Here is a 24,646-nt window from a genome sequence, read left to right on the forward strand (position 1 = left end):
ATTTTCACGTCGGCGGACGAAAGGTTTTTATCAACTTTGGGGGGAACGGATGAGCTATATCAAGGATGTTCAGCAAATTCAGGCGCTTATTGCCGAAGGAAAGAAAAAGGGATTTCTGACCTTCGATGAACTCAACAAGGCCTTGCCTTCCGAAGTAAACACTCCGGAACAGATAGAAGAAATCATTGTCATTTTCGATCAGCTGGACATTGATATCGTCGATGAGAAGCTTAGTCGCGGGATCGAGATCGCCGAGGATGACGGCGAGGAACCCAAGGAAGAGGAAAAGCTGGAGCTGGCCGAAGACGAGGACGGCGCGGATTATTCCTCGCGCAGCAACGATCCGGTGCGCATGTATCTGCGCGAGATGGGTGCCGTGGGCCTTTTGGACCGTGACGGCGAGGTCTACATCGCCAAGAAGATAGAAGCCGGCGAACTCGAAGTCATGTACGCCCTGGTCGAGGTGCCCGTGGCCGTGGAAGAGCTGGTGCGCGTGGGCGAGGACCTGAAAAAAGGCCGCATGAAGCTTAAGGATGTCGTCAAGACCATCGAGGAGGACGACCCCTCCGAAGAGGAGATGAACCAGCGCGAGCGCGTCATCAAGCTGCTCGAAGACGTGAAGAACATCTACCGCAAGAAGAAGCCCCTCTACACCCGTCTCGATGAGTGCGCGACCCTCGACAAGCGTGTTTTCGGCATCCAGAAGAAGATCATGGACTACAAGGAAGGCGTCGTGCAGTGCCTGCGCGACATCAAGCTCGAGAAGACGCTCATCGACCGCATCATCGAGACCGTGGGCGATTATGTGCGCCAGATGCACAACTGCCGCCGCGACCTTTCGGCCTACATCCTGTCGCTGGGCAAATCCCAGGACGAGATTTTCGGCATCTTCAAGCAGCTCGGCGCCCGCACCATCAATCCCGTGGCCGCCGCCGACCAGCTCGGCATGACCATGGAGGAGCTCTTCTCCTTCAAGGAAATGGTCAACGGCAAGATCGAGATCCTGGGCAAGCTGCAGGAAAACGCCATGCACGACGTGGAGCAGCTGGAAGAGATCCTGTGGCGCATCCGCAAGGGCAACACCGACGCCCTGGACGCCAAGCAGGAGCTCATCCGCGCCAATCTGCGCCTGGTCGTGTCCATAGCCAAGAAGTACACCAACCGCGGCCTGCAGTTCCTGGACCTCATCCAGGAAGGCAACATCGGCCTCATGAAGGCCGTGGACAAGTTCGAGTACCAGCGCGGCTACAAGTTCTCGACCTACGCCACGTGGTGGATCCGTCAGGCCATCACCCGCGCCATCGCGGACCAGGCCCGCACCATCCGCATCCCGGTGCACATGATCGAGACCATCAACAAGCTGGTGCGCACCTCGCGCTACCTGGTCCAGGAGCTGGGCCGCGATCCCTCCCCCGAGGAGATCGCCGAGCGGATGGATTACCCGCTGGAGAAGGTCAAGAAGGTCCTCAAGATCGCCAAGGAGCCCATTTCCCTGGAGACGCCCATCGGCGACGAAGAGGATTCGAGCCTGGGCGATTTCATCGAGGACAAAAAGGCCGTGGCCCCGGCCGACGAGGTGGTCAACACCAAGCTGGCCGAGCAGATCGCCCAAGTGCTCTCCGACCTGACCCCGCGCGAGGAGCAGGTCCTGCGCAAGCGCTTCGGCATCGGCGAGAAGAGCGACCATACCTTGGAAGAGGTCGGCAAGCTCTTCAACGTCACCCGTGAACGCATCCGCCAGATCGAGGCCAAGGCCCTGCGCAAGCTGCGCCACCCCGTGCGCAGCCAGCAGCTGCGCTCGTACTATGAGTCCTAGCCTGAACGTGATCTCAAATCCCAAGGCAACCTTCCGGGTTGCCTTCTTTTTTGGGCCGCTGCTTCAGGTGCTGGCCGTCGTCCTGGCGCTGGTGCTTTCTGCGCAGGGCGTTTCGGCCCAGACGTGGCGCGTCGGGGTTCAGGCGGTTCTGGACGGGGACACCTTGATTCTGGACGGAGGGGAGCGCCTGCGGCTGCGTGGCATCGACGCGCCGGAGATCTCGCGCGGGGACAAGCCTGGGCAGCATTACGGCAGTCAATCCCGGGACAGGCTTTTTTCCCTGGTTTCCGGCCAGATCCTTGATTTGGAAGAAAAGGAGCTCGGCAGGGACCGTCATGGACGATTGGTCGGAATCGCGCGGCTTGCGGACGGGCGGATGGTCAACCTGATCATGATTGAAGAAGGTGCGGCTTTCGTCTATCCTCACCCGTCGGACAAGGACAGGGCACTGACCGGTCGCCTGCTTGCCGCCCAGAACGCGGCCATGGAGCAGGGCAAGGGTTTTTGGCCCGCGATTCTCAGTGGCCCCGTCGCCAAGGCCGGCTATGTCGGCACGAAGAGCAGCAAGCGTTTTCATACATTGCCCTGCACGCAGGGACGCAAGGTCGGTGTCTCCAACCGGGTATATTTTTCCTCCTTGCGGGAAGCCTTCGCGGCCGGTTATGCACCGGCGCGGGAGTGCACTCCCTGGCCCGTGCAATCGGGCCGCTAGCCTACCAAAACCGGAGCGATTTGCTTGAAAGCCATTATTGTCGGAGCGGGAGAAGTCGGATTTCACATTGCCAAACGACTGGCCGCCGAAAACAAGGATGTGGTGGTCATCGACCGCAACCCTGCCGTGCTGCAGCGCATTCTCGAACACATGGACGTGCAGGTGCTTGAAGGCTCCGGCTGCAGCCCGCTTGTGCTGGGCGAGGCCGGCATCACCAAGGCCGACATGCTGCTGGCCGTGACCGACAGCGACGAGATCAATCTCATGGCCTGCACCTTCGCCAACATGCTGGCCCCGGGGCTGACCAAGCTGGCCCGCATCCGCAACGACGAGTACACGGCGTATGGACAGCAGCTGGCCAAGGGCATCGGCATCGGGATCATCATCAATCCGGAGGTCGAAGTGGTGCGCACCATCGAGCACATGCTGCGCGCCCCCGGAGCCGTCGACATCTGCGACCTTGCGGACGGGCGGATCAAGATCGTCGGAACCTGGATCACCTCGGGCAACCCGATGGTCGGGACCAGCCTCATGGACTTGCGCCGCAAGGCCGGAGACATGCAGCTCATCGTCGCGGCCATCGTGCGTGACGACAAGGTCATCGTGCCCACGGGCTCCGACGAGATCCTCGACGGGGATCTGGTCTATTTTGTCTGCGAGGACAGTCAGTTGCAGTCGGTGTTTTCCTTTCTGGGCAACCGCTCCGGCAAGAAGAGCAGCGTGCTGATCATCGGCGGCGGGAACATCGGCCTGCGTCTGGCCCGCGCCCTGGAAAAAAAGCCTGTCCACGTTAAGCTCATGGACAAGAGCCCCGAGCGCTGTTCCGTGCTGGCCGAGGAACTCGACCGGACCGTGGTTCTGGTCGGAGACGGCACGGACCAGGAAGCGCTTCTTGAAGAGAATATCGGCGCCATGGATGTGGTGGTGACCATGACCGGCAACGAGGAGAGCAACATTCTGGCCTCGCTTTTGGCCAAGAAGCTGGGCACTCCCATGGCCATCACCCGCCTGAACAAGATCGAATACATGCCGCTGGTGCGGGCCATCGGTCTTGAGCATATCGTAAGTCCCCGGCTTTCGGCGGTGAACAGCATATTCAAGCATGTGCGAAAAGGCGGGGTTCTCTCGGCCGTGGCCATCAAGGACGGAGCGGAAGCACTTGAAGCGCTGGTCGGTCCCGAGTCCGATCTGGTGGGCAGGGCGCTCAAGGACCTTACTTTCCCCAAGGGCGTGCTTGTCCTTTGCATCATGCGCGCCGACGCCGTGCTCATCCCGTCCGGGCTTGACGTTATCCAGCGCGGCGACCGACTCTTCATCCTGAGCCTGACCGAGTCCATTCCCGGAGTCGAGCGGATGTTGTCCCGGGGACAGGAGAAGGGCTGATGCGCTGGACCATCGCCCTGCACGTCACCGGTCTCATCCTGCTTTGCGTGGGCCTGTGCATGTTCCTGCCCCTGGCCTGCGGCTGGTATTATGACGATACCTCCGTGGCACCGCTTTTTCTGTCCCTGTGCGTGACGGTGCTGGCCGGGGCCTTTCTGATGTTCGCCTTCAAGCGCCCCAAACCGCTGGTCATCAACCATCGCGAGGGCATGGTCATCGTCTCCCTGGGCTGGGCCGCGTGCGCCTTTTTCGGAGCCCTGCCCTTTGCCCTGGGCGGATTTCCCTCCTTCACGGACGCCTTTTTCGAATCCGTCTCAGGCTTCACCACCACTGGTGCGTCCATACTGACCAACATCGAAGCCCTGCCCAAGGGGCTTCTTTTCTGGCGCAGCCTGACTCACTGGCTGGGCGGCATGGGCATCATCGTCCTGACCATCGCCATTTTGCCCTTTCTGGGCGTGGGCGGCATGCAGCTGTACAAGGCCGAGGTGCCGGGCCCCGTGGCCGACAAGCTCCAGCCCCGGATCAAGGATACGGCCATGAGCCTGTGGAAGGTTTATGTGCTCTTCACCGTGATCCAGGTTGTGCTCTTGATGTTTGGCGGCATGGATCTCTTCGAGAGTATCTGTCATTCCTTCGGGACCATGGCCACAGGCGGATTCTCGACGCGCAATACCTCCATCGCGGCCTACGATTCCGCCTACATCGATGGCGTGATCACGTTTTTCATGCTTGTGGCCGGAGTCAATTTCGCCCTTCATTTTCAGCTCTTTCGCGGAAGGCCGCTGGCCGTCTGGCGTGATCCGGAATTTCGCTTTTTCGTGATTCTGGTTCTTGTTCTGACCGTCGTCGTAACCGTTTCCATCCAGGGTTCAAGCTACCCCTCCTGGTTCGATGCCCTGCGCTTCGGATCGTTTCAGGTAGCCTCAATCCTCACCACCACCGGCTACGCCACTGCGGACTACGAGCTTTGGCTGCCCCTGTCGCAAGGGGTGCTGCTCCTGTGCATGTTCATCGGCGGTTGCGCCGGATCCACGGCGGGCGGGATCAAGTGCATGCGGGTCATGTTGCTCTTCAAGCATGCCTACCGCGAGCTGTTTCGACTTGTGCATCCCCGGGCCGTGCTCCCGCTCAAATTCGGCCCCAAGCTGGTCAAGGAAGAGGTGCTGACGAGCATCTGGGGATTTTTCGTTCTCTTCATCGTCCTTTTCGTACTCTCGGCGCTGGCCCTGGCCGCCATGGGAGTGGACGTGCTGACCTCTTTCGCGGCGGTTGTGGCGTGCATCGGCAATATCGGCCCGGGCCTCGGCGAAGTCGGTCCGGTTGATAACTACGCGGCGATCCCGACCCTGGGCAAATGGGTGCTGAGTTTTTGCATGCTGCTTGGGCGCCTTGAGATTTATACGGTATTGGTGTTGTTTGTGCCTGAATTCTGGCGAAAATAGACAGTCCTGGGAGAAAATCATGACCGAATGGATAGAGATGGGAAAGTTTGCCGAGCTCGATGATGTTGCACAGAAAGAAGCGAACCGTCTGGCGGAATACGCTTTGGATGTGGCCCTGGACCCGGCCTCGGTGATTCGTTTCGAGGAGACCGACAAGGGTTTCAGACTGCTTATCGACGAAGATCTGTACAAGTTTTATCAGGGACTTTGATGGATCCGGTCGTGTTGCGGGAGATGCGCGCCCGTTTTGTCGGGATGGCCGGCGAGTACGCCGAGCGTCTGGGTGATCGGCGTGAGCACATCATCCTGAAACGCGACCACTCCCTGCGTGTGCATGCCCTGGCCGCGAAGATCGTGGCCAGGGAGAGCATCGCCCCGCCCGCGCCGTACCTGGCCGCGGCGCTTGTGCATGATATCGGCAGGTTTTCGCAGTTCGAGAGGTTTGGCACCTATCGCGATGACCAGTCCGTGGACCACGGCGAGGAGGGGGCCGATTTTCTGCGCGAGGGGGATTTTCTGTCGGCTTTCGAGCCGCAGGTTCGGGATTGCATCATCCTGGCGGTGCGGCTGCACAACAAGCGCGAAGTCCCCCGGGACATGGACCCGCTGAGCAGGGCGCTGTGCAACGTCGTCCGGGATGCGGACAAGCTCGATATCGTGCCGGTGGTTTTGGCCAAGCTCGGTGCCCCCGGCCCGCAGGACCCCGTGGTCACCCTTGGGCTCATGGACGAACCGGAGGCCTGGACCGAGCTTGTCGCCGAAGCCGTGGCCGACGGCGAGAGCCCTGCGTACGGGGAGCTTCGCTACATCAACGATTTCAAGCTGCTGCTTGCCTCATGGGGACCGAAACTGGTCCATGGCGCAAGCCGGCGCATTTTCTCCGGGCGCGGCTATCTGGACAGCCTCTTCGACCTGCTCCCGAAAACCGAGCGCTTCTCGGGACTCAAGAGCTGCCTTGCCGGTCATCTTGAGCGCTGAACTGCAACCATAGCAGCTCGTCAAGGGTGCGCAGGATATCTCCGTACAGCCCCCCGTATCCGGGGAACTTTCCGAAAAGCTCCTGTTTGCGGCGTTGCAGGCCAGGTGATGCGCTGGCTTCCGGCGAGGATGGAGACGTGGCCAGGATGCGGCGCTCCTGCAACAGGTAGTCGCGGGTCTGCGCGCAAAAATCCCGGCAGAGGTGGCTGCATTTGGCTCCGTGTTCGGCCCAGTATTCCTTGGCCGGCGCGGTCGCCTCATTGTGTCTGGCCTGCCAGGCCATGGCCAGCAGGAAGTTGATGGGCGAGCCGGGCACTCCGCGCCGCCAGCCCAGAAGCCAGGGGGTGCGCCAGAAGAGCAGAAAATGATTCTGGCCGAATGATACAAGATCGGCCAGGTCGGCATGCACGCTTCGCAGCGCTTCGTCGTCCCACAGCGCCTCTTCCCGGCTCAGGTCCCAGGCCGGTACGCCGGGGGCCGGGTCGAGGCCGAGCAGGCGGCAGAGCAGGGCGTTGGCCTGGGGCGAGGTCGGCGTCTCAAGATGCGCGTAGCTGAGCACGAAGGAACCCTGACCGTAAGCGCCCCGGACGATGCACGGTTCCCGGCGCAGCCGCTCCGGACTCAGGTTTATGCCGTACAGCTCTTCCCACTGTCCCACCTCCGAAGCCGCGATGCCGGACCAATCCAGATCGGCGGACCAGAAGTCCGGGCCGGGCCCTTCGTAGCGCGCCAGCACTTCCAGTTCCGTGTCCTTGGCCTGAAATTGCGAGGGCCACCAGACCGGCAGGGCGGCCTCGTACTCTTCGCCGTTCTCGGTGACGATGCAGTTCAGGTGTCCGCTGAAATTGGGCAGCCGCTGACTGGCCGCCTTGCGCGACCAGGGGCACAGATCCAGAAAGGGTGCGCCGCGCTCCGAACCGAGCGCCAGGCCCGCGCCTCCGCAGAAACCCAGGTACTTGCCGCCGCCGCGTATGTGCTCGCGGATTTCCCTGCGGCCGTCTTCGCCCAGGGCCAGGGATTTGAGCCTGGCCCAGCCCCCCGGGACGAGCAGCGTGGCGCCTCCATGACCGCGCAATGCCCCGGCGCGGACCTGCTCGGCCTTGAGCAGGGTCACGGGGGCGTGCAGGGCTTTCAGGGCGCGGTGGAGAAGCAGGACCCACAGGTGCGATTCGTCCCACAGCAGGACCAGGGGCGGGAGGTGTCTGTGCATGTCCGACGGACTAGCAGGAAGCACGATGGCGGGCAAGTCGGGCTTGATTTTTGGGGTTCGCCCCAGTACTCATTTTTGTTTCCGTGGCGCCGGGCATTCCGGCGCTTTTTTGCCGCAAACAGCTCATTATCCGGAGTTCATCATATGGCCAACGAGACGCTTTCCAAGGGATACGAACCAGCCGACGTGGAAGAGCGGTGGCTTGAGTACTGGAAGACGCACCAGAGTTTCACCCCCGACGCGGCCAAGGCCGCGACCCACGTCAAGGACAATTACTCCATCGTCATCCCGCCGCCCAACGTCACGGGGGCCCTGCACATGGGACACGCTCTCAACCTCACCCTGCAGGACATCATGTGCCGCTACATGCGCCAGCGCGGCAAGACCGTGCTCTGGGTGCCGGGCACGGACCACGCGGGCATCGCCACTCAGAACGTGGTCGAACGCAAACTCCTGGGCGAGGGCAAGAAGCGTGAAGACCTTGGCCGCGAGGAATTCATAAACCGCGTCTGGGAATGGAAGGAAGACTACGGCGGACGCATTCTGAACCAGATCCGGCGCATGGGCGCCAGCGTGGACTGGAGCCGGGAACGCTTCACCATGGACGAGGGACTGACCAAGGCCGTGCGCGAGGTTTTCGTCTCTCTCTACGAACAGGGGCTTGTCTATCGCGGCAAGTACATCATCAACTGGTGCACCCGCTGTCACACGGCCCTGGCCGATGACGAGGTCGAGTACGCACCGGCCAAGTCGACCCTCTATCATTTGCGCTATCCCCTGGAGGACGGTTCGGGTTCCGTGACCGTGGCCACGGTGCGCCCCGAAACCATGCTCGGCGACACGGCCGTGGCCGTGCACCCCGAGGACGAACGCTATCAGTCCATGATCGGCAAGTACGTCATTCTGCCGCTGGTGGGGCGGCGCATTCCGATCATCGCCGACGCCTACGTGGATCGCGAATTTGGAACCGGCTGCCTCAAGATCACTCCGGCCCATGACATGAACGACTGGGAACTGGGCCGCAAATACGGTCTGGAGGCGATTGGCGTCATCGACGACAAGGGGTGCATGAACGACAACGCGCCCGAGGCGTATCGGGGCATGAGCGCCGTCGACTGCCGTACGCTCATCGCCCAGGATCTGCGCGCCTGCGGGGCGCTCACCGCCGAGGAGCCCTACGAGAACAAGGTCAACCAGTGCTATCGCTGCAAGACCACCATCGAGCCGTTCGTGTCCGAGCAGTGGTTCGTTTCCGTCAAGCCCCTGGCCGAAAAGGCCCGCCTTGCCGTGGAGGACGGACGTACGACCATCTGGCCCGCGCAGTGGAACAAGACCTATTTCAACTGGCTCGACAACATCCGCGACTGGTGCATCTCCCGTCAGCTGTGGTGGGGACATCGCATCCCGGTCTGGACCTGCCGGGACTGCGGCGAGATCATTGTCGCCCGCGAGGACCCGACCTCCTGCAAATGCGGAAGCACAGCCCTTTCTCAGGACGAGGACGTGCTAGACACGTGGTTTTCCTCCGCCCTGTGGCCGTTCTCGACCATGGGCTGGCCGGAGCAAACCAACGAGCTCAAAGCCTTCTACCCGACCTCGCTCCTGGTCACGGGTTTTGACATCCTCTTCTTCTGGGTGGCCCGCATGATGATGATGGGCCTGCAGTTCATGGATGAAGTGCCCTTCAAGGACGTCTACATCCACGCCCTGGTCCGCGACGAGCACGGCAAGAAGATGTCCAAATCCACGGGCAACGTCATCGATCCCTTGGAAATGATCGACAAGTACGGCTGTGACTCCCTGCGCTTCACCCTGACCTCGTTCGCGGCCATGGGCCGTGACATCAAGCTCTCCGAGGCGCGCATCGAGGGGTATCGTCACTTCATCAACAAGATCTGGAACGCGGCCCGGTTCGCCCTCATGCATGTCGATGGAAACGAGCCCGAGTTTGATCCCAAAGTCATGACGGCCCTGCATCACAAGTGGATTCTGCATCGTCTGGAGATGCTCAAGAACGAACACGCCGCCCAGATCGAAGGCTATCGTTTCAACGAGGCGGCCCAGGGTCTGTACGGATTCGTCTGGCGCGAGTTCTGCGACTGGTACCTGGAGCTGATCAAGCCCGAGCTCTACGGCGATGATCCGGCAGCCAAGGCCGCGGCGCGGTCGTGCCTCAAGCACGTGCTCTCGGAGATCATGGTCATCGCCCACCCGGTCATTCCCTTCGTGACCCAGGAGATCTGGTCCTCCATCCCATCTCTCGATGCCGAGAGCCTGGCCGTGCGCCCCTATCCCAAGGCCCGCCCCGAGTGCGAGGACGAGGCGTCCGTGCGCGACATGGAGTTTCTGCAGGGAGTCATCGTGGCCGTGCGCAACATCCGCTCCGAGCTGGGCGTTGCGCCGGGCGTGGCCCTGACGGTCATGGTTCGTGCGGGCGGGGAAGATCAGCGCTTCCTCAAGGCGCATGAAACGGAGATCGCGGCCCTGGCCCGGGTCGGGACCCTGATCGTGGGCGCGGACATCGAGCCGCCCCGGGGCTGCGCCTCGGCTGTGGTGCGCGGCTGCGAACTCTTCGTGCCCCTTGAGGGCGTGGTCGATTTTGTGGCCGAACTGGCCCGTCTGGACAAGGAGCTGGGCAAGATCAGCAAAGAGCTTGATTTTGTGACAAAGAAGCTTGGCAACGAGAGTTTTGTCAGCAAGGCTCCCGAGGAAGTTGTGGCCAAGGAAAAGGCCAAGGCGGAGGGATTCGCCGAGAAGAAGGCCACCCTGGAGCAGCTGCGGGCCAGGATGCAGGAGTTTGTGGGGTGAGGCGCTAACATTTCCGGGCCCGACGTCACCCCGTTTTTCATGGGAAGGCGTGGCGCGTTGTTGCCGGATCATTACCGCGAAGGCGGGAATCCATGCCTTTTCCTGTACAAGGGGATGGACCCCGTTTTCACGGGGATGACGTCATGGTGACGCGTCTGCCCGGAGAAGCCCCCGCAACTTCGGGGTTCCCACCTTCGACAGCTTGGGCGGGAAGTTCACGGATCGAAAAAATAACAGCGGAAACGCTCAGGAAAGGAACAATCATGGCCAAAGCATATCTCATCGGCGCGGGTCCCGGCGACCCGGGTCTCATCACGGTCAAGGGGCAGCGCCTCATGCAGGAATGCGAGGTCGTCATTTACGATTACCTTGCCAGCAAGACCTTTCTGGCCCTGTGCCGTCCCGACGCCGAGATCATCTATGTCGGCAAGAAGGGCGGCGACCATACCCTGCCCCAGGACCAGATCAACGACCTGATCGTGGCCAAAGTCAGGGAAGGCAAGAACGTGGCCCGCCTCAAGGGCGGCGATCCCTACATTTTCGGGCGCGGAGCCGAAGAGGCCGAGGAGCTGCTCGAAGCCGGGCTCGAATTCGAGGTCGTCCCCGGCGTGACCTCGGCCGTGGCTGGCGCGGCCTATGCGGGCATTCCGCTCACGCATCGCAAGTACGCTTCCTCCGTGTCGCTCATCACCGGCCACGAGGACCCGACCAAGCCTGATTCCGCCCATAACTGGCCGGCTCTGGCCACGGCGGCCAGTACGCTGTGCTTCTACATGGGCGTGAAGAATCTGCCGTACATCTCGGCCAAGCTGATCGAGAACGGGATGCGCGCGGACATGCCCGCCGCCCTGGTGCGCTGGGGCACGACAAGCGAGCATCAGTCCTGGGTCTCGACCATCGGCGAGATCCCGGCCATGGCCGAGCGTGAAGGGGTGAAGGCTCCGTCCATGCTGGTCGTGGGCGAGGTGGTGCAGCTGCACGACACCCTGAACTGGTTCGAGAAGCTGCCCCTGCACGGCAAGGGCGTGGTCGTGACCCGGGCCCGGGAGCAGGCCAGCGGTCTGAAGGACACGCTGGAAGGCTTGGGCGCGGCCTGCTACGAGTTTCCGACCATCACCATCGTGCCCCTGGAGGATTATGCTCCGGTCCGCGCGGCCATAGACCGCCTGCAGGATTACGACTGGGCCATTTTCACCTCCGTCAACGGCGTGCGTCATTTCTGGAACCAGCTCGAACTCGTGGGCAAGGACGCCCGGGCTTTCGGCGCCATGCAGATCGCGGCCATCGGACCTGCCACGGCCGAGGCGCTCCTGGAGCGCGGCATCCGTCCCGACTTCATCCCGCCCAAGTACGTGGCCGAATCCGTGGTCGAGGGGCTGCTTGAGCGTGGCATCGCAGGCAAACGCGTCCTCATCCCCCGCGCCAGGGTCGCCCGTGAAGTGCTGCCCGAGGAGTTGGCCAAGGTCGCGGCCCAGGTGGACGTGCTTCCGGTCTACGAGACGCAGTTGACCCAGGAGGACGGCGCCGAGATCATCGATCTTCTCGAAAAGGGCAGGCTCCATTACCTGACCTTCTCCAGCTCATCCACGGTGGAGAACTTCTTCGCCCTGGTCCCGGCAGACACCCTGCGCCCCTATGTCGGCCAGGGGCTGAAGATCTGCTGCATCGGCCCCGTGACGGCAGGCACCCTGAAGGATTACGGGTTCACTCCCGACATCATGCCCGAGGACTACACCATTCCGGCCCTGGTCGAAGCACTGGTGAAGGGCTGATTCAATGACCATCGCGCTGGGCGTCCTCGTTTCCGGGTCCGGGTCCAACCTGCAGGCCATACTCGACAGGGTGGCCGACGGCGGCCTCGACGCCGAGATCCGCATCGTCATCGCCAACAAGCCTGACGCGCAGGGGCTTGAGCGCGCCCGGAAGGCGGGTATCGCAACCGCCTGCGTGCGCCACGACGAGTTTCCCGAGCGTGCGGCCTTTGACGGCGAGCTGGTCCGGCTGCTGCGGGAGGCCGGTGTCGAGCTCGTGGCCCTGGCCGGGTTCATGCGCATCCTTACCCCGGCGTTCTTGACGCCCTTTGCCGGTCGCGTGGTCAACATCCATCCCGCCCTGCTTCCGGCCTGTCCCGGGCTGCGCGCCCAGGGGCAACAGGCCGACCACGGTGTGCGGCTGGCCGGATGCACCGTGCATTTCGTGGACGAGCAGATGGATCACGGCCCGGTCATCATCCAGGCCGCCGTGCCCGCCTATCCGGACGACGACGAAGCCTCCCTTGGGGCGCGCATATTGGAGATGGAACATCGTATCTATCCCCAGGCCCTGCACTGGATCGCCCAGGGCCGGGTGCGTGTCGAGGGACGGCAGGTCGTGGTCCGGGACGCATCCAGAACCATGGGCGCGCTGTGGGCCAATCCGCCTTTGGAACCGCCTTTTGATTCTTGAGGGAGGAAAGCATGAACACATTCGAACTGGTTTTGACCGATGAGGAGAAGCGCTTCTGCAAGGACCTCGTGGTCTGGGTCATCCGGGATCATCTCGGTCTGGCTTCCGGGCCGAAGCCCGCTCTTGAGTCCAGGACCCTGAGCGAGGAGCTGGGCGCTTTTGTGACCTTGAAGCGCGAGGGACGCCTGCGCGGCTGCATCGGCAACATCGTCGGCAAGGGCCCGCTGGCCGCCACCATCGAGCGCATGGCGGGCGCGGCGGCCTTCGAGGACCCACGCTTTTCTCCGCTGACGGCAGGGGAGCTCGATGATCTGGATATCGAGGTCTCGGTCATGGGGCCGCTCTCGCCGTGTCCCGACCCGGAACTGATCGAGGTCGGCCGGCACGGGCTCTATATCCGCAAATCCGTGCATTCCGGCCTGCTGTTGCCTCAGGTGGCCACGGAGTGGGGCTGGGACCGCGAAACATTTCTGGATCAGACCTGCGTCAAGGCCGGCCTGCCCAAGGGAACCTGGCGCAAACCCAAGACGGAGATCTGGTGGTTTGAAGCCGTCATTTTTTAAAGGAAGGTGCTCAATGCGTACTTTTGTTTTTGCCTTGATTCTGCTTTGCCTGTTTTCGTCTACCGTTCTCGCGGAAGGCCCCAGGGTTTCCCTGACCACGAACAAAGGCATCATCGTCATCGAACTCGACGAGGCCAAGGCCCCTGTCTCGGCCCGGAATTTTCTGACCTACGTGAGCGAGGGCTTTTACGACGGCACGGTATTTCACCGCGTCATCAAGGGTTTCATGATCCAGGGCGGCGGCATGGATACGGCCATGCACCAGAAGCGCGGCCATGATCCCATCAAAAACGAGGCCGACAACGGTCTTAAAAATGACAAGTACACGGTCGCCATGGCCCGTACGGGCGAGGTCGATTCCGCCACGTCCCAGTTTTTCATCAACACGGCCGACAACGCGTTTTTGAATCACGGCGCTCGTGATTTCGGATACGCCGTCTTCGGCCGGGTCGTCGCGGGCAAGCGCGTGGTGGACCTTATTGAAGCCGTGAACACGGGCTCCAAGGGCATGCACGGGGATGTCCCGGTCGAGCCTGTCATCATCGAAAAGGCTGAAGTGATGCAGTGATCCTGCGCCAAGCACCACAAAAAAAGGGGCGGTCCGGTAAGGATCGCCCCTTTTTTTGTGGTGCTTCGTATCTTTTCTAGCGCAGCAGGCTGGGCAGGATGGTGGTGATGATCGGAAAGAGGGTCAGGATCAGCAGGGTGGCCAGCAGCGCGAGCAGGTAGGGCACGGCGGCCTTCATGACCTTTTCAAGCGGCACCTTGGTGATGGCGCTGGCCACGAAGAGGTCGAGGCCCACCGGCGGGGTGATGCAGCCGATGGCCAGGTTGCAGACCATGAGCACGCCAAAGAAGAGCGGGTCGATGCCAAGGCTCTTGGCCACCGGGAGGAAGATGGGGGTCAGGATGACCACGGCGGCCGAGGCGTTGACCATGGTCCCGATGAACAGCAGCAGCACGTTCATGGCCAGCAGGAAAAGAACCGGGGATGAGGTCAGGCTGGCCACGAAGGTGCCCACATGATGGGGAATCTGCAGGTTGGTCAGGAGCCACCCGAAGACGTTGGCCGCGCCGACCAGAAACATGATGATGGTCGTGCCGATGACGGCCTGGAAGATGATCTTGGGGAAATCCTTGAATTTGAGTTCCTTGTAGATGAACAGGCCGACCAGAATGCCGTACACGGCGGCCACGGCCGCGGCTTCGGTCGGGGTGAAGATGCCGCCGTAGATGCCGCCGATGATGATGACCGGGGTCATGAGGGCGAAAAAGGAGTCCTTGAAGGAAGTCCACAGCGCCGAGGTGGAGAACGTGCCCTCGGGTTTGAGCCCGCGTTTTTTGGCCAGATACCAACTGACCAGCATCATGGACAGACCCATGAGCAGGCCGGGCAGGAAACCGCCCACGAACAGATCGCCGATGGAGGTGTCGGCGATGACGCCATACACGACCAGGGTGATGGACGGCGGAATGACGATGCCCACGGTGCCGCCGGCGGCGACGATGCCGGTGGCCCACTCGCGCGTGTAGCCTTTCTTTTCCATCTCATTGACCATGGTCGAACCCAGTGCGGCGGTGGTGGCGGCGGACGACCCGGAGATGGCGGCGAAGAACATGCCCGAAACGGCCACGGCCTGGGCCAGTCCTCCGGTGAAGGAGCCGACCAGGGCCTGGGAGAAGTTGACCAGCCTGCCGGTCACGCCGCCCGCGGACATGAACGATCCGGCGAGCATGAAGAAGGGCACGGCCATGAAGGAAAACGAGTCGATGCCCGAGTACATCATCTGGGAAACCATGACGAGGGGCATGTTCATGAAAAAGTGTAGGACGGTGGCCGCGGCCAGACACAGGGCAAAGGCCACGGGCACGCCAAGGGCGGTCAGGCCCAGAAAGACGAAGAGCAGTACGTATTCCATGGCTATCCCTCCTGCCTGGCGCGAGATTTGGAAATGTCCCTGATGATGCGCAGGGTCTCCTTGAAGAGGTACAGGAGCATGAGCACGCAGCTGACAGGGATGATGACATAGACCCAGCTCATGGGAATATCGAGGCCCGGGGCGCGCTGGAAGGTCATGATGGAGGTCATTTTCCAGCCCTGGGTCAGGAGCAGGATGATGAATACATATCCGCAGGCGTTGATGATGACGTCCAGAATGGTGCCGAAGCGGGTGCCCTTGAACTTGTCCGGCAGAAACTGCACGGCCAGATGTCCGGTTTCTCCCATGATCAGCGCCGAGCCCAGGAAAACGACCCAGACAAAGAGGAAACGTGCCAGCTCCTCGGACCATTCAGGGGTGTATCCGAACATGTAGCGGGTCACGACCTGGGCAAAGATGATCAGGAGCATGATCGACATGGCGACGACGGAAAATCCGTACAGTACCGAGCGCACGCCCTTGAGGAGCTTGTCCATGGAATCCTCCTGGAAATATGATGATAAAAAACCCGCCCGGCAAACCGGGCGGGTTCATGAGAATGAGCTATTTGCCGAGAGCCAGCACCTTGTCGATGTTGTCCTGTCCGACAGTGGGGGCGAATTCCTTCCACACGGGCTGGGTGGCTTCCATGAACGGGGCGCGGTCGACTTCGATGACCTCGATCTTGCCGGTGGCCTTGATCTTGTCCCAGTACTCGTTGTCCTGCTGGGTGGAGAGTTCGCGCTGCCAGGCGACGGCCTCGGTGGCGGCTTCCTGGATAATGGCCTTTTGGGCGTCGCTGAGCTTGCTCCAGGTAACCATGGAGATGAGCACCGGTTCCGGGGCATAGGCGTGGGCGGTCATGGATGCGTACTTCTGCACTTCGAAGAAGCGCTTGGTGTAGATGTGTGCGCTGGGGTTTTCCTGTCCGTCTACGGTGCCCTGCTGCATGGCGGAGTAGAGCTCGCCGAAGGCCATGGGCGTGGGGGAGCCGCCGAGGGACTTGATGGTTTCGATGTAGATCTTGTTGGACATGACGCGGATCTTGAGGCCATCCATGTCGGCCGGGGCTTTGACCGGACGGACGTTGTTGGTCAGGTGGCGGATGCCGTTCTCCATGTAGCCCAGCAGCTTCAGGCCGCGGGGCTCAAGCTCCTTGCCCAGTTCCATGCCCACGGTGTCCAGAGCCTTGTAGGCGTGGGCGCGGTCCTTGAACAGGAAGGGCAGGTCGAAAAGGGACATCTTGGGCTGGAACTGCCCGAGGTCCGCGGTGCCGGTCAGGACCATGTCGATGGTGCCGTAGATGAGACCCTCGGTCATGTCCTTCTGGCTGCCCAACTGGGAGGACGGGAAGACCTGGACTTCCATTTCTCCGCCGGACTTTTCCCCGACCAGCTTGGCGAAATGGTCGGCGCCCTTGGCATAGGGATGGCTGACTTCGGCGATATGGCCGAGCTTGAGCACTGTTTTGGCAAAGGCGGGAATGGTCAGGGCTACTGCGATCACAAGGACTGCACACATGAAGAAACGTTTCATGACTCCTCCGTCAACAAAAAACGTTATGGGCGCGGACGCGCGGGGAAGGGACCTCAAGTTTTGATGAGAAGAGGATATGACGGGGAGGGGGAAAAATACGGTTTGGAACGTAAAAAGAAAAAGCGCCATTTTGTGGATTAAGCGCATTTTGTTCACGGCGGCATCAGGGTCCCCCTTTCAGGAGTGGCCAAGGCAGGTCTCTCAGCGGCTGAAATAGCGGCGTTCGGGTCGGCCCACGCTGCCGTAGACCACGTCGGCGTAGAGCGTGCCTTCGGAGATGAGGTATTCAAGATACCGGCGCGCGGTGGAACGGCTGATACCGATCAGTTCGGCCACATCCTCCGCGCTGCGACCTGCGGGTTCGGTTTGCTCGAACGCGCCGCGCACCTTGGTCAGGGTCAGACCGTCGATACCCTTGGGGAGGCAGCTGCTGCCGAGGGGCGGGCAGGGACTTGCGGGATGCAGCAGCGTGTCCACGTCGTGCTGCTCGATGGCGTTTCCAAGTCCAAGGCGCTCCCGGTAGGCGCAGAATTTGGTCAGGCATTCATGGAAGCGTTCGGCGGTGACGGGTTTGATCAGATAGTCGAATACCCCGCCGCGCAGGGCCTCTTTCAAGGTCCCGACTTCGCGCGCTGCGGTGATCAGGATGACGTCGATTTCCAGGTTCTGGGCCCGGATTTCCCGTAGAAGATCCGTGCCGGGGCCTTCCGGGAAATAGAGGTCAAGCAGGATGAGGTGCGGCTCCAGGGCTTGGGCCATGTCCCGCGCGTCATCAAGTCGGTGGGCGATGCCGACGACTTCGCAGCCCTCGACCCGTTCGGTGAAGCGGCGATGCAGATCCGCGATGCGTACATCGTCTTCGACAACAAGTACCCTGGTAATCATGTCTGCTCCTTGGGAATGACCACGGTGAAAAGAGCGCCGCCCAGGCTGCCGCGGCTGACCATGATCTGTCCGTTCAGCTCATCCAGACGCTGGCGGACCAGATACAGCCCGACTCCGCGCCGCCCACGGCCCTTGGATGAAACCCCTTTCTCGAAAATCCGCTCAAGCTGGTCCACGGCCACTCCCGGCCCGGCATCCTCGACCTCGAAGACGATGTCGTTGCCAAGGTCCGTGAAGGACATCTCGACCATGCGCAGTTGCTGCGGCTGCGTCAGGACCGCATCAAAGGCGTTGTCCAGGAGGTTGCCGACAATGGTCACGATCTTTTCCTGGCGAATCCATTTTGGCACATCGGCCATGCTGCTGTCCCGGTCGATGGCGAAATTGATCCTGAGCTCCTTGGCCCTGTTGTACTTGCCGAGGATGATGGCTGCAATGACCGGATGGGGCACGGATTCGCCAAGGAATCGGATGAATTCCTCATAGCCCGAGGATTCGGTGACCACCAGTTCCAGGGCTTCGCGGTAGGCTTCGATCTGAATGAGTCCTGCGATGGTGTGCAGCTTGTTCGAGTATTCATGGGTCTGTACGCGCAGCAGTTCGGAGTATTCCTGCACTCGCGAAAGCTCCGCAGCCAGGAGGTCAAGCTCGTCCTTGCGCCTGAAACTGGCCACGACGCCCTGAATTTTCTGGTCCTGGAAAACGGGCACGATGTTGAAGATGAGCTCCTGACCGTTGACGGTTCGTTCCTGGTCAAACTCGGATTGGCCCGTGCGCAGAGCCTGCTCAAGACCCGCCTCCGGGATGATGCCGGAGGCGGGTCTGCCCGCAAAACGTTCATCGAGGCTCAGCCCCGCATAGCGCTGCGCAGCCTGGTTTGCGACGCGGATGTTGCCATGGTGGTCGATGGCCAGAACTCCCTCGCGGATTGTCTGCAGGACGGCGACACGTTCCAGATACAGGCTGGTTATTTCAGATGGTTCAAGGCCCAGGGTCAGCTTCTTGAGGCGCCCGGCGATGACCACGGCGCTCAGGATGCCGACCACGCTCATGCCGATGATGTACATGAGCGGCTTGTCCAAGTGGGCAGAGATTGATTGATGAATGCTTTCGGATAGATAGCCAACAGATACGAAGCCGATGATGGAGTTGTCCTCGTCCAGGATCGGAGTCATCCCGCGTAGGGACCTGCCAAGGGTTCCGACCGCTTCGGAAACATAGGATTTACCTTCCTGCAAGGCAGGCCCGGTGTCTCCGCCGACAAAGGTCTGGCCTATGCGTGCGGGCACCGGGTGTGAATAGCGCTTCTGCGCGCTGTCGCCGATGACCACGAACGATGCGCCGGTCTGAGTGCGGATGTTTTCGGCCAGGGTTTGAATTTCCCCTTGCGGGTCGCCTTCGAGCAGCGCCTGCCGGATGCGCGGGATCTGGGCGATGGTCCTGGCTGTTTGCAGGGCCGTCTGGCCGATCTGTTCATGCAGCATCTCTTCGGTCAGCCCGGAGATGACGTGCCAGCTGACGGCGATCTGAATGACGACCAGGGCCAGCACCATGTGGATCAGATGTGCCTGGATGGTGGCGGGCCGCAGTCGGCTGATTATGTGGAGCCAGGATCGCATTTTTTGTACCTCCGCGCTTGCGTCATGGTCATCGCGGATTGCGGGTGTCATGGCAAGGCGCTTCCTGTGCGTGGTGCATGCGTGGCGGCTGTGACAAGTCGTCCAAGGGCGTCATGCTTTGATAATCAGAGGGCAAAAAGTGGGCCGTGCCTCTTGTCAGAAGTGCGCGTGACATTAAGAATTCAATAACAGTTTTCATTGACGATTGATGGTTTTAGAGTATCATGTATCTCAAACATCAAACTCTTTTTGGAGGCACCTATGGTAAACATGGATTATCCAGGCCCCTGCTTTGCTTGTTCCGCAATTGATGGATGTGCGACTGAAGAAGCGAAAAAATTGGCTGTAAAAGGCTATTGCAAAGGCGTCGAACGAGAACTCAATGCATGGAAGGCGACTCTTTATGATGTGATGGTCGGCTTTCTGGACCTCGGTGACAAGGATCGAGGCGCACTGGTTGACGCTGTCGCCGAGATAAAGGCTCTGGTGCGCGAGATCGAGACGAAAACCGCCCAACTTGAAGCTGAATGTCCGCTGGAGATGGGACCCGTGGAAAAGGATCTGGGTGACAAGATGGGCAAGCTGCGCGTGCATTACACCAAGGCTATGGAAGTGATCGGAGCCGGCTCATTCGGAGGTTGAAGAAAAACCCTGCTTTTTGAAAACCAAATAATCGCGCCCGGTGACAGTCACCGGGCGTTTTTGTTCCTGCTCCCGGCAGCGGGCGGATTTTTCAGCAAAGCCGCGCCTTATGAGGGAGGCCGAGATGCCAGTGCTTGCCGCCTCGGCGCTGGAAGGGGCGGATAGTTGCCGGAGGGCAAGATTTGCAACCATGAGGGAGGCGCGGTCATGAATCCGATTTTTTGGCTCAAGCTCTATTTGTTCACCATCCCTGTCTTCTTCGCCATCGACATGATCTGGCTGGGCTTCGTGGCCAGAAATTTCTACAAGACCAACCTGCATCATCTCTTGAGCCCGGAAGTCAATTGGCCTGCGGCGTTCGCGTTCTATTTCATATATATAGCGGGGATTCTTCTCTTTGCCGTCCGTCCTGGCCTGGAAGCCCAGTCTTTGGTCCGGGCCTGCATGTTTGGCGCGCTCTTCGGCTTTTTCACCTACGCCACGTACGATCTGACCAACCTCGCGACCTTGCGGGACTGGCCGGTGCTGGTCGCTGTGGTCGATATCGCCTGGGGCATGGTCCTGTGCACCCTCGTCGCCGGAGGCAGCTACCTCATCGGAGTGCGGCTGAACTGAAACTTCAGGGAGGAGTCCATGACTGTCGTATTTCTTGGTGCGGCCGTGGCATTGCTTTTGACCATGAACACCATGTTTGTCATCGGGACGCGTGCAAGTGACAACAGCCTCATCGACATAGCCTATGGCCCGGCCTTTGTGGCGGCCTGTCTCGGAGCCTGGCTCGCGAGCGGGATGGAGTTGCATTTCAGGCCGCTGCTCATGTTCTGTCTGCTGTGTCTTTGGGCCGTGCGCCTGGCGGTGCACATCGGCTTGCGCCATCGGGGTCGCGGCGAGGATTTTCGCTACCGGAATTTTCGCGAGCAATGGGGAGACACCTTTGTCTGGCGAAGTTTCCTGCAGATTTACATGCTGCAGGGGCTGGTCGTGTTCCTGGTCGCCATGCCCATCCTTCTGGCCGTGGCCGGACCCGGATCCGGGCTCGTCTGGACCGATGTCCTGGGTGCGGCCCTCTTTGCGGTGGGCTTTTTCTTCGAGGCCGTGGGCGACTGGCAATTGTCCCGTTTCAAGAGGACTCCGGCCGGCAAGGGCAGGATCATGACCACGGGGCTGTGGCGTTACACCCGCCATCCCAATTATTTTGGCGAAGCCGTGCTGTGGTGGGGCTTCTTTTTTCTGGGGCTTGGTGCCGGGCATGGCTGGTATGGTCTGGTCAGCCCCGTACTCATCGGATTTTTGCTCCTGAAAGTATCGGGCATCCCCATGCTGGAAGACAAATACAAGGGCCAGCCTGAGTTCGAGGCCTATAAAAGCGCTACCAGCGCCTTTTTTCCCTGGCCCCCTCGCACCTTGAAAACCCGCCCCGGCGGCGACGATTCGGAGCATGCATGAATACAGGCAGGGCGAATGCCAAAAAGACAGTGGCCGTTATCGGCGGCGGCGTGGCCGGGATCGTGGCCGCGCACCTCTTGCAGGATAGCCGCGAGGTGACCATCTTCGAGAAGGAAAATTATCTGGGCGGGCACACGCACACCGTTTCCGTCCCGGATGGCCCGGACGGGGGAACCCCTGTGGATACGGGCTTCATCGTCTTCAACGAGGCCACCTATCCGCTTTTCATCAAATTTCTCGAAGAGCTTGAAGTCCCATCAAGGGAGGCTCAGATGTCGTTCGCATTTCATTGCGAGCGCACCGGTTTGACCTACGCCGGGACGGACCTGGCCGGGCTGTTCGCCCAGCGCTCCAATCTGTTTTCCGTGCGCTATTACCGTTTTCTGTTCGAGATTGTCCGCTTTTGCCGTCAGGGCAAGGCGGATCTCAAGGACGGACAGGAGCTTGGCACCCTCGATGACTACGTGCGCCGCCATGGTTTTTCATCCTTCATGGTCGAGAACTATCTGCTGCCCATGGCCGCGGCCATCTGGTCGACTCCGGCCGGACGGGTGGGACAGTTTCCGGCCCTGTCCTTTTTGCGATTCTTCAACAATCATGGGCTTCTCTCCCTTGTTGATCGTCCACGTTGGAGAACGGTTTCAGGGGGCAGTTGCAGCTACGTCCGGGCATTTTTGCGTCGTTTTCGCGGAGAGGTGCGGCTTGACGCTCCCATCGAAGAAATCCGGCGCGGCGCGTCGGGGGTCAGCGTGACGGTTGCCGGTGAGGAACCGCGCATTTTTGATGACGTGTTCATCGCGGCCCATGCCGATCAGGCCCTGCGCCTTTTGGGCGATCCTTCACCGGAGGAGGCGCGCCTTCTCGGGGCCTGGCGTTACGAGGAAAACACGACCGTCCTGCATACGGATGTTTCGGTGTTGCCCCCCTCGCCCAAGGCCTGGGCCTGCTGGAATTTCAGGCGGGAAGCCCAGGAGAACGCGCGGGTTTTTGTAACGTATGCCATGAATCTTCTGCAGGGTCTGGCCGCAAGCAAACAGTATCTCGTGACCCTCAACCGGCCGACTCCCCATGACGAATCCACGGTCCTGGCCAGTCTGGTCTACCATCATCCGGTGTACACCAGGGAATCCATGGAGACGCAGGGCTCCCTCTCTTCCTTGAACGGTCACCGAAACACCTATTTCTGCGGCAGCTATTTCGGCTTCGGATTTCACGAGGACGCGGTTCGCTCCAGTCACGAAGCCGTGCGGAAGTTCAGGAGGGAGGAATGAATTCGCGGATTTATGTCGGAACCCTGAGCCATTTGCGCACGCATGAGGCCAGGCATGGCTTTGATTACGATCTGCATCTGTATGCCCTGGATATTGACGAACTGGACCGGCTGGAGCGCGATACATTCTGGTTCGGACACAACCGTTTGCGCCCCCTGGCTTTGCATGACCGCGACTATCTGCATCATGGGGACGAGGGGTTGCGGGACAAAGTGCTGCGCGCCTTGCGGGAGAACGGAGTGGATCTTGCGCCAGCGCGCATCGTGCTGATCACGGCCCTGCGTCAATTTCATTACGTTTTCAACCCGGCCAGCTTCTTTTACTGTTACGACGCGTCGGACCGTCTTGCGTGCGTCCTGACACAGGTCAACAACACCTTCGGCGAGACCCACCTCTACGTACTCGTCCCCGAAGGCGAGGAGAGGAGTTTTGGCGCGCGGAAGGCTTTTCATGTCTCCCCGTTTTTTCCACGTCGCGGTCGCTATGAGTTCATGTTTTCCGAACCGGGCGACGAGCTTGCCATCTCCATCACGTATTATCTGGGCGACCAGCAGGCCCTCAAGGCGTCATTCACCGGCGCGGCGCGACCCATGACCGGTCGCAATCTGGCGCGGATACTCATGGGGCATCCTTTGCGGGCGGTCCTGACCGTCCCGCGCATCGTGGCCCAGGCGGCGCGGCTTTATTTTCGCAGCAAACTCGCCGTCCACCCGAAGCCTGAACCTGCTTCCTCCATGACGATCCGTCAGGCTCCGCCGACACTGCTCGACACGCTTGGCAAGTGGGCGGTCAGGCGCTTCTTGCGGCAACTGGATCATGGACAGCTGACGCTTGGCCTTCCGGACGGGGGGCGGGAAATATTCGGTTTGTCCGGATCGCTGCCAAAGGCCGAGATTACGGTGCAAAGATCGCGTTTTTTCAGCCGCGTCATGCTTTCCGGGGACATCGGCTTTGGAGAGGCCTACGCCGACGGCGATTGGAACAGCCCGGAACTGGTCCGCCTGCTCTGCCTGCTGGCGCAGCGCGAGGATGTCCTGGATGATCGGCGCTTCTGGCCTGCCCTGGCGGGGAGAGCGCTCAATTTCATGACGCATCTGCGCCGCCCCAACACCGTCGCCGGGAGCCGACGCAACATCGGCGAGCATTACGACCTCGGGAATGATTTTTACAGGCTCTTTCTGGATTCGACCATGTCCTATTCCGGCGGCATCTTCAAAAGCGCAGAGGATTCCCTTGAAGATTCCCAGTTCGCCAAGATGCACGCCATCATCGACATGGCCGGTCTTGGCCCGGAAGACCACGTGCTCGAGATCGGCTGCGGCTGGGGCGGCTTCGCCCTGGAGGCGGTGCGGCGCACAGGTTGCCGGGTGACGGGCATCACCATTTCAAAAGAGCAGCTTAAGTGGGCCACGCGCAGGGTACGGGAAGAGGGCTTGGAGGAGAACATCAGCATTCTGCTGACCGACTACCGCCATGTGCAGGGCAGCTTCAGCGCCATCGTTTCCATCGAGATGCTCGAAGCCGTGGGGCATCGCAATCTGCCTCTGTATTTTCAGACCCTTGACCGTCTGCTCGCTCCGAACGGACGGGCCGTGCTGCAGGTCATCACCATGCCCGACCAGAAATACAGGGCTTACCGCCTGGGTTCGGACTGGATCCGCAAGCACATATTTCCCGGCGGTCACTTGCCGTCCCTCGGGGCCATGGCCCAGGCCGTGGGCGCACGAAGCAGGCTGGGCATCACGCGCATGGAGGATATCGGGCTCCATTACGCCCGAACCCTTGAGTTGTGGCGGCTGGCGTTCATGTCGCGTGGCGATGAGGTCATGAAGCTGGGTTTTGATCAGAATTTTTTGCGCAAGTGGGAGTATTATTTCAGCTATTGTGAGGCAGGGTTTCGCAGTCGCACGGTTCGGAATTATCAGCTTCTGCTCTCCCGAATGGGTGAAACGGGATCATAGCGTATTT

23 protein-coding genes are annotated in these 24,646 nt (G+C 60.9%); 16 read left to right on the forward strand and 7 right to left on the reverse strand.

Annotated elements, in window-relative coordinates:
- The first annotated feature begins 49 nt into the window (after positions 1-49).
- From rpoD to H4684_RS01850, 6 genes are read left to right on the forward strand one after another with little or no spacing between them, the layout of a single operon-like run.
- Positions 50-1,816, forward strand: a complete 1,767-nt coding sequence (gene rpoD, locus H4684_RS01825) for an RNA polymerase sigma factor RpoD (RefSeq protein WP_192622630.1) — start codon at positions 50-52, stop codon at positions 1,814-1,816.
- The gene (locus H4684_RS01830) at positions 1,806-2,528 is read left to right on the forward strand and encodes a thermonuclease family protein (RefSeq protein ID WP_092189194.1); all 723 of its coding nucleotides are present in this window, start codon (positions 1,806-1,808) and stop codon (positions 2,526-2,528) included. The genes rpoD and H4684_RS01830 overlap by 11 nt, the downstream gene beginning before the upstream one ends.
- A gap of 24 nt (positions 2,529-2,552) precedes the next feature.
- Entirely contained in the window at positions 2,553-3,911 is a 1,359-nt protein-coding gene (gene trkA / locus H4684_RS01835) for a Trk system potassium transporter TrkA (RefSeq protein WP_092189192.1), read from the forward strand.
- Positions 3,911-5,356 carry a TrkH family potassium uptake protein gene (locus H4684_RS01840; RefSeq protein ID WP_192622631.1) on the forward strand — a complete coding sequence of 482 codons (1,446 nt, stop codon included), beginning with the start codon at positions 3,911-3,913 and terminating at the stop codon, positions 5,354-5,356. The genes trkA and H4684_RS01840 overlap by 1 nt, the downstream gene beginning before the upstream one ends.
- Before the next feature lie 19 nt (positions 5,357-5,375).
- On the forward strand, positions 5,376-5,567 hold the full coding sequence (locus tag H4684_RS01845) for a hypothetical protein (protein ID WP_192622632.1): 192 nt from the start codon (positions 5,376-5,378) through the stop codon (positions 5,565-5,567).
- Positions 5,567-6,334, forward strand: coding sequence for an HD domain-containing protein (locus H4684_RS01850; protein ID WP_192622633.1), 768 nt, complete (start codon positions 5,567-5,569; stop codon positions 6,332-6,334). The genes H4684_RS01845 and H4684_RS01850 overlap by 1 nt, the downstream gene beginning before the upstream one ends.
- Here the strand turns inward: H4684_RS01850 and H4684_RS01855 are convergent.
- Positions 6,300-7,544, reverse strand: a complete 1,245-nt coding sequence (locus H4684_RS01855) for a BPL-N domain-containing protein (protein WP_192622634.1) — start codon at positions 7,542-7,544, stop codon at positions 6,300-6,302. The genes H4684_RS01850 and H4684_RS01855 overlap by 35 nt on opposite strands.
- Positions 7,545-7,688: 144 nt before the next feature.
- Between H4684_RS01855 and H4684_RS01860 the strand changes: the two genes are divergently transcribed.
- The 5 genes from H4684_RS01860 to H4684_RS01880 all read left to right on the forward strand — a co-directional run bounded on the left by H4684_RS01860 (position 7,689) and on the right by H4684_RS01880 (position 13,928).
- The gene (locus tag H4684_RS01860; protein ID WP_192622635.1) at positions 7,689-10,352 is read left to right on the forward strand and encodes a valine--tRNA ligase; all 2,664 of its coding nucleotides are present in this window, start codon (positions 7,689-7,691) and stop codon (positions 10,350-10,352) included.
- A gap of 263 nt (positions 10,353-10,615) precedes the next feature.
- Positions 10,616-12,124 (forward strand): uroporphyrinogen-III C-methyltransferase, encoded by a 1,509-nt coding sequence (gene cobA, locus H4684_RS01865; protein ID WP_192622636.1) that lies wholly within the window; start codon positions 10,616-10,618, stop codon positions 12,122-12,124.
- A gap of 4 nt (positions 12,125-12,128) precedes the next feature.
- Complete coding sequence (purN, locus tag H4684_RS01870; RefSeq protein WP_192622637.1) at positions 12,129-12,797, forward strand: phosphoribosylglycinamide formyltransferase; 669 nt, start codon at positions 12,129-12,131, stop codon at positions 12,795-12,797.
- Positions 12,798-12,808: 11 nt separating this feature from the next.
- Entirely contained in the window at positions 12,809-13,360 is a 552-nt protein-coding gene (gene amrA, locus H4684_RS01875) for an AmmeMemoRadiSam system protein A (RefSeq protein WP_092189178.1), read from the forward strand.
- Positions 13,361-13,373: 13 nt separating this feature from the next.
- Positions 13,374-13,928, forward strand: coding sequence for a peptidylprolyl isomerase (locus H4684_RS01880; protein ID WP_225940183.1), 555 nt, complete (start codon positions 13,374-13,376; stop codon positions 13,926-13,928).
- Between the two features lie 76 nt (positions 13,929-14,004).
- Here H4684_RS01880 and H4684_RS01885 read toward each other — a convergent pair whose 3' ends face one another.
- The 5 genes from H4684_RS01885 to H4684_RS01905 form a co-directional block, all read right to left on the reverse strand.
- Complete coding sequence (locus H4684_RS01885) at positions 14,005-15,279, reverse strand: TRAP transporter large permease (RefSeq protein WP_192622638.1); 1,275 nt, start codon at positions 15,277-15,279, stop codon at positions 14,005-14,007.
- 2 nt (positions 15,280-15,281) lie between these two features.
- Positions 15,282-15,776: a TRAP transporter small permease gene (locus tag H4684_RS01890; RefSeq protein ID WP_192622639.1), complete on the reverse strand. Its 495-nt coding sequence runs from the start codon at positions 15,774-15,776 to the stop codon at positions 15,282-15,284.
- Between the two features lie 67 nt (positions 15,777-15,843).
- A complete protein-coding gene (locus tag H4684_RS01895; RefSeq protein ID WP_192622640.1) occupies positions 15,844-16,815 on the reverse strand; it encodes a TRAP transporter substrate-binding protein in 972 nt (323 codons plus the stop codon).
- A gap of 201 nt (positions 16,816-17,016) precedes the next feature.
- Complete coding sequence (locus tag H4684_RS01900) at positions 17,017-17,700, reverse strand: response regulator (protein ID WP_092189168.1); 684 nt, start codon at positions 17,698-17,700, stop codon at positions 17,017-17,019.
- Positions 17,697-19,319: an ATP-binding protein gene (locus tag H4684_RS01905; protein ID WP_192622641.1), complete on the reverse strand. Its 1,623-nt coding sequence runs from the start codon at positions 19,317-19,319 to the stop codon at positions 17,697-17,699. Before H4684_RS01905 ends, H4684_RS01900 begins: the two co-directional genes overlap by 4 nt.
- Before the next feature lie 261 nt (positions 19,320-19,580).
- On the opposite strand from H4684_RS01905, the gene H4684_RS01910 reads away from it, so the two are divergent.
- Entirely contained in the window at positions 19,581-19,961 is a 381-nt protein-coding gene (locus H4684_RS01910; RefSeq protein WP_092189166.1) for a hypothetical protein, read from the forward strand.
- Here the strand turns inward: H4684_RS01910 and H4684_RS01915 are convergent.
- Complete coding sequence (locus tag H4684_RS01915; RefSeq protein WP_092189164.1) at positions 19,947-20,153, reverse strand: hypothetical protein; 207 nt, start codon at positions 20,151-20,153, stop codon at positions 19,947-19,949. The genes H4684_RS01910 and H4684_RS01915 overlap by 15 nt on opposite strands.
- Before the next feature lie 15 nt (positions 20,154-20,168).
- On the opposite strand from H4684_RS01915, the gene H4684_RS01920 reads away from it, so the two are divergent.
- The 4 genes from H4684_RS01920 to H4684_RS01935 are packed head-to-tail and all read left to right on the forward strand — an operon-like array spanning position 20,169 to position 24,639.
- Positions 20,169-20,576 (forward strand): DUF2177 family protein, encoded by a 408-nt coding sequence (locus H4684_RS01920; RefSeq protein WP_192622642.1) that lies wholly within the window; start codon positions 20,169-20,171, stop codon positions 20,574-20,576.
- Between the two features lie 18 nt (positions 20,577-20,594).
- Complete coding sequence (locus H4684_RS01925) at positions 20,595-21,407, forward strand: DUF1295 domain-containing protein (RefSeq protein ID WP_192622643.1); 813 nt, start codon at positions 20,595-20,597, stop codon at positions 21,405-21,407.
- The gene (locus H4684_RS01930; protein ID WP_192622644.1) at positions 21,404-22,678 is read left to right on the forward strand and encodes an NAD(P)/FAD-dependent oxidoreductase; all 1,275 of its coding nucleotides are present in this window, start codon (positions 21,404-21,406) and stop codon (positions 22,676-22,678) included. The genes H4684_RS01925 and H4684_RS01930 overlap by 4 nt, the downstream gene beginning before the upstream one ends.
- Positions 22,675-24,639 carry a DUF1365 family protein gene (locus tag H4684_RS01935; RefSeq protein ID WP_192622645.1) on the forward strand — a complete coding sequence of 655 codons (1,965 nt, stop codon included), beginning with the start codon at positions 22,675-22,677 and terminating at the stop codon, positions 24,637-24,639. The genes H4684_RS01930 and H4684_RS01935 overlap by 4 nt, the downstream gene beginning before the upstream one ends.
- The last annotated feature ends 7 nt before the right edge of the window (positions 24,640-24,646 follow it).

The organism is Desulfomicrobium macestii (assembly GCF_014873765.1).
Lineage (GTDB): Bacteria > Desulfobacterota > Desulfovibrionia > Desulfovibrionales > Desulfomicrobiaceae > Desulfomicrobium > Desulfomicrobium macestii.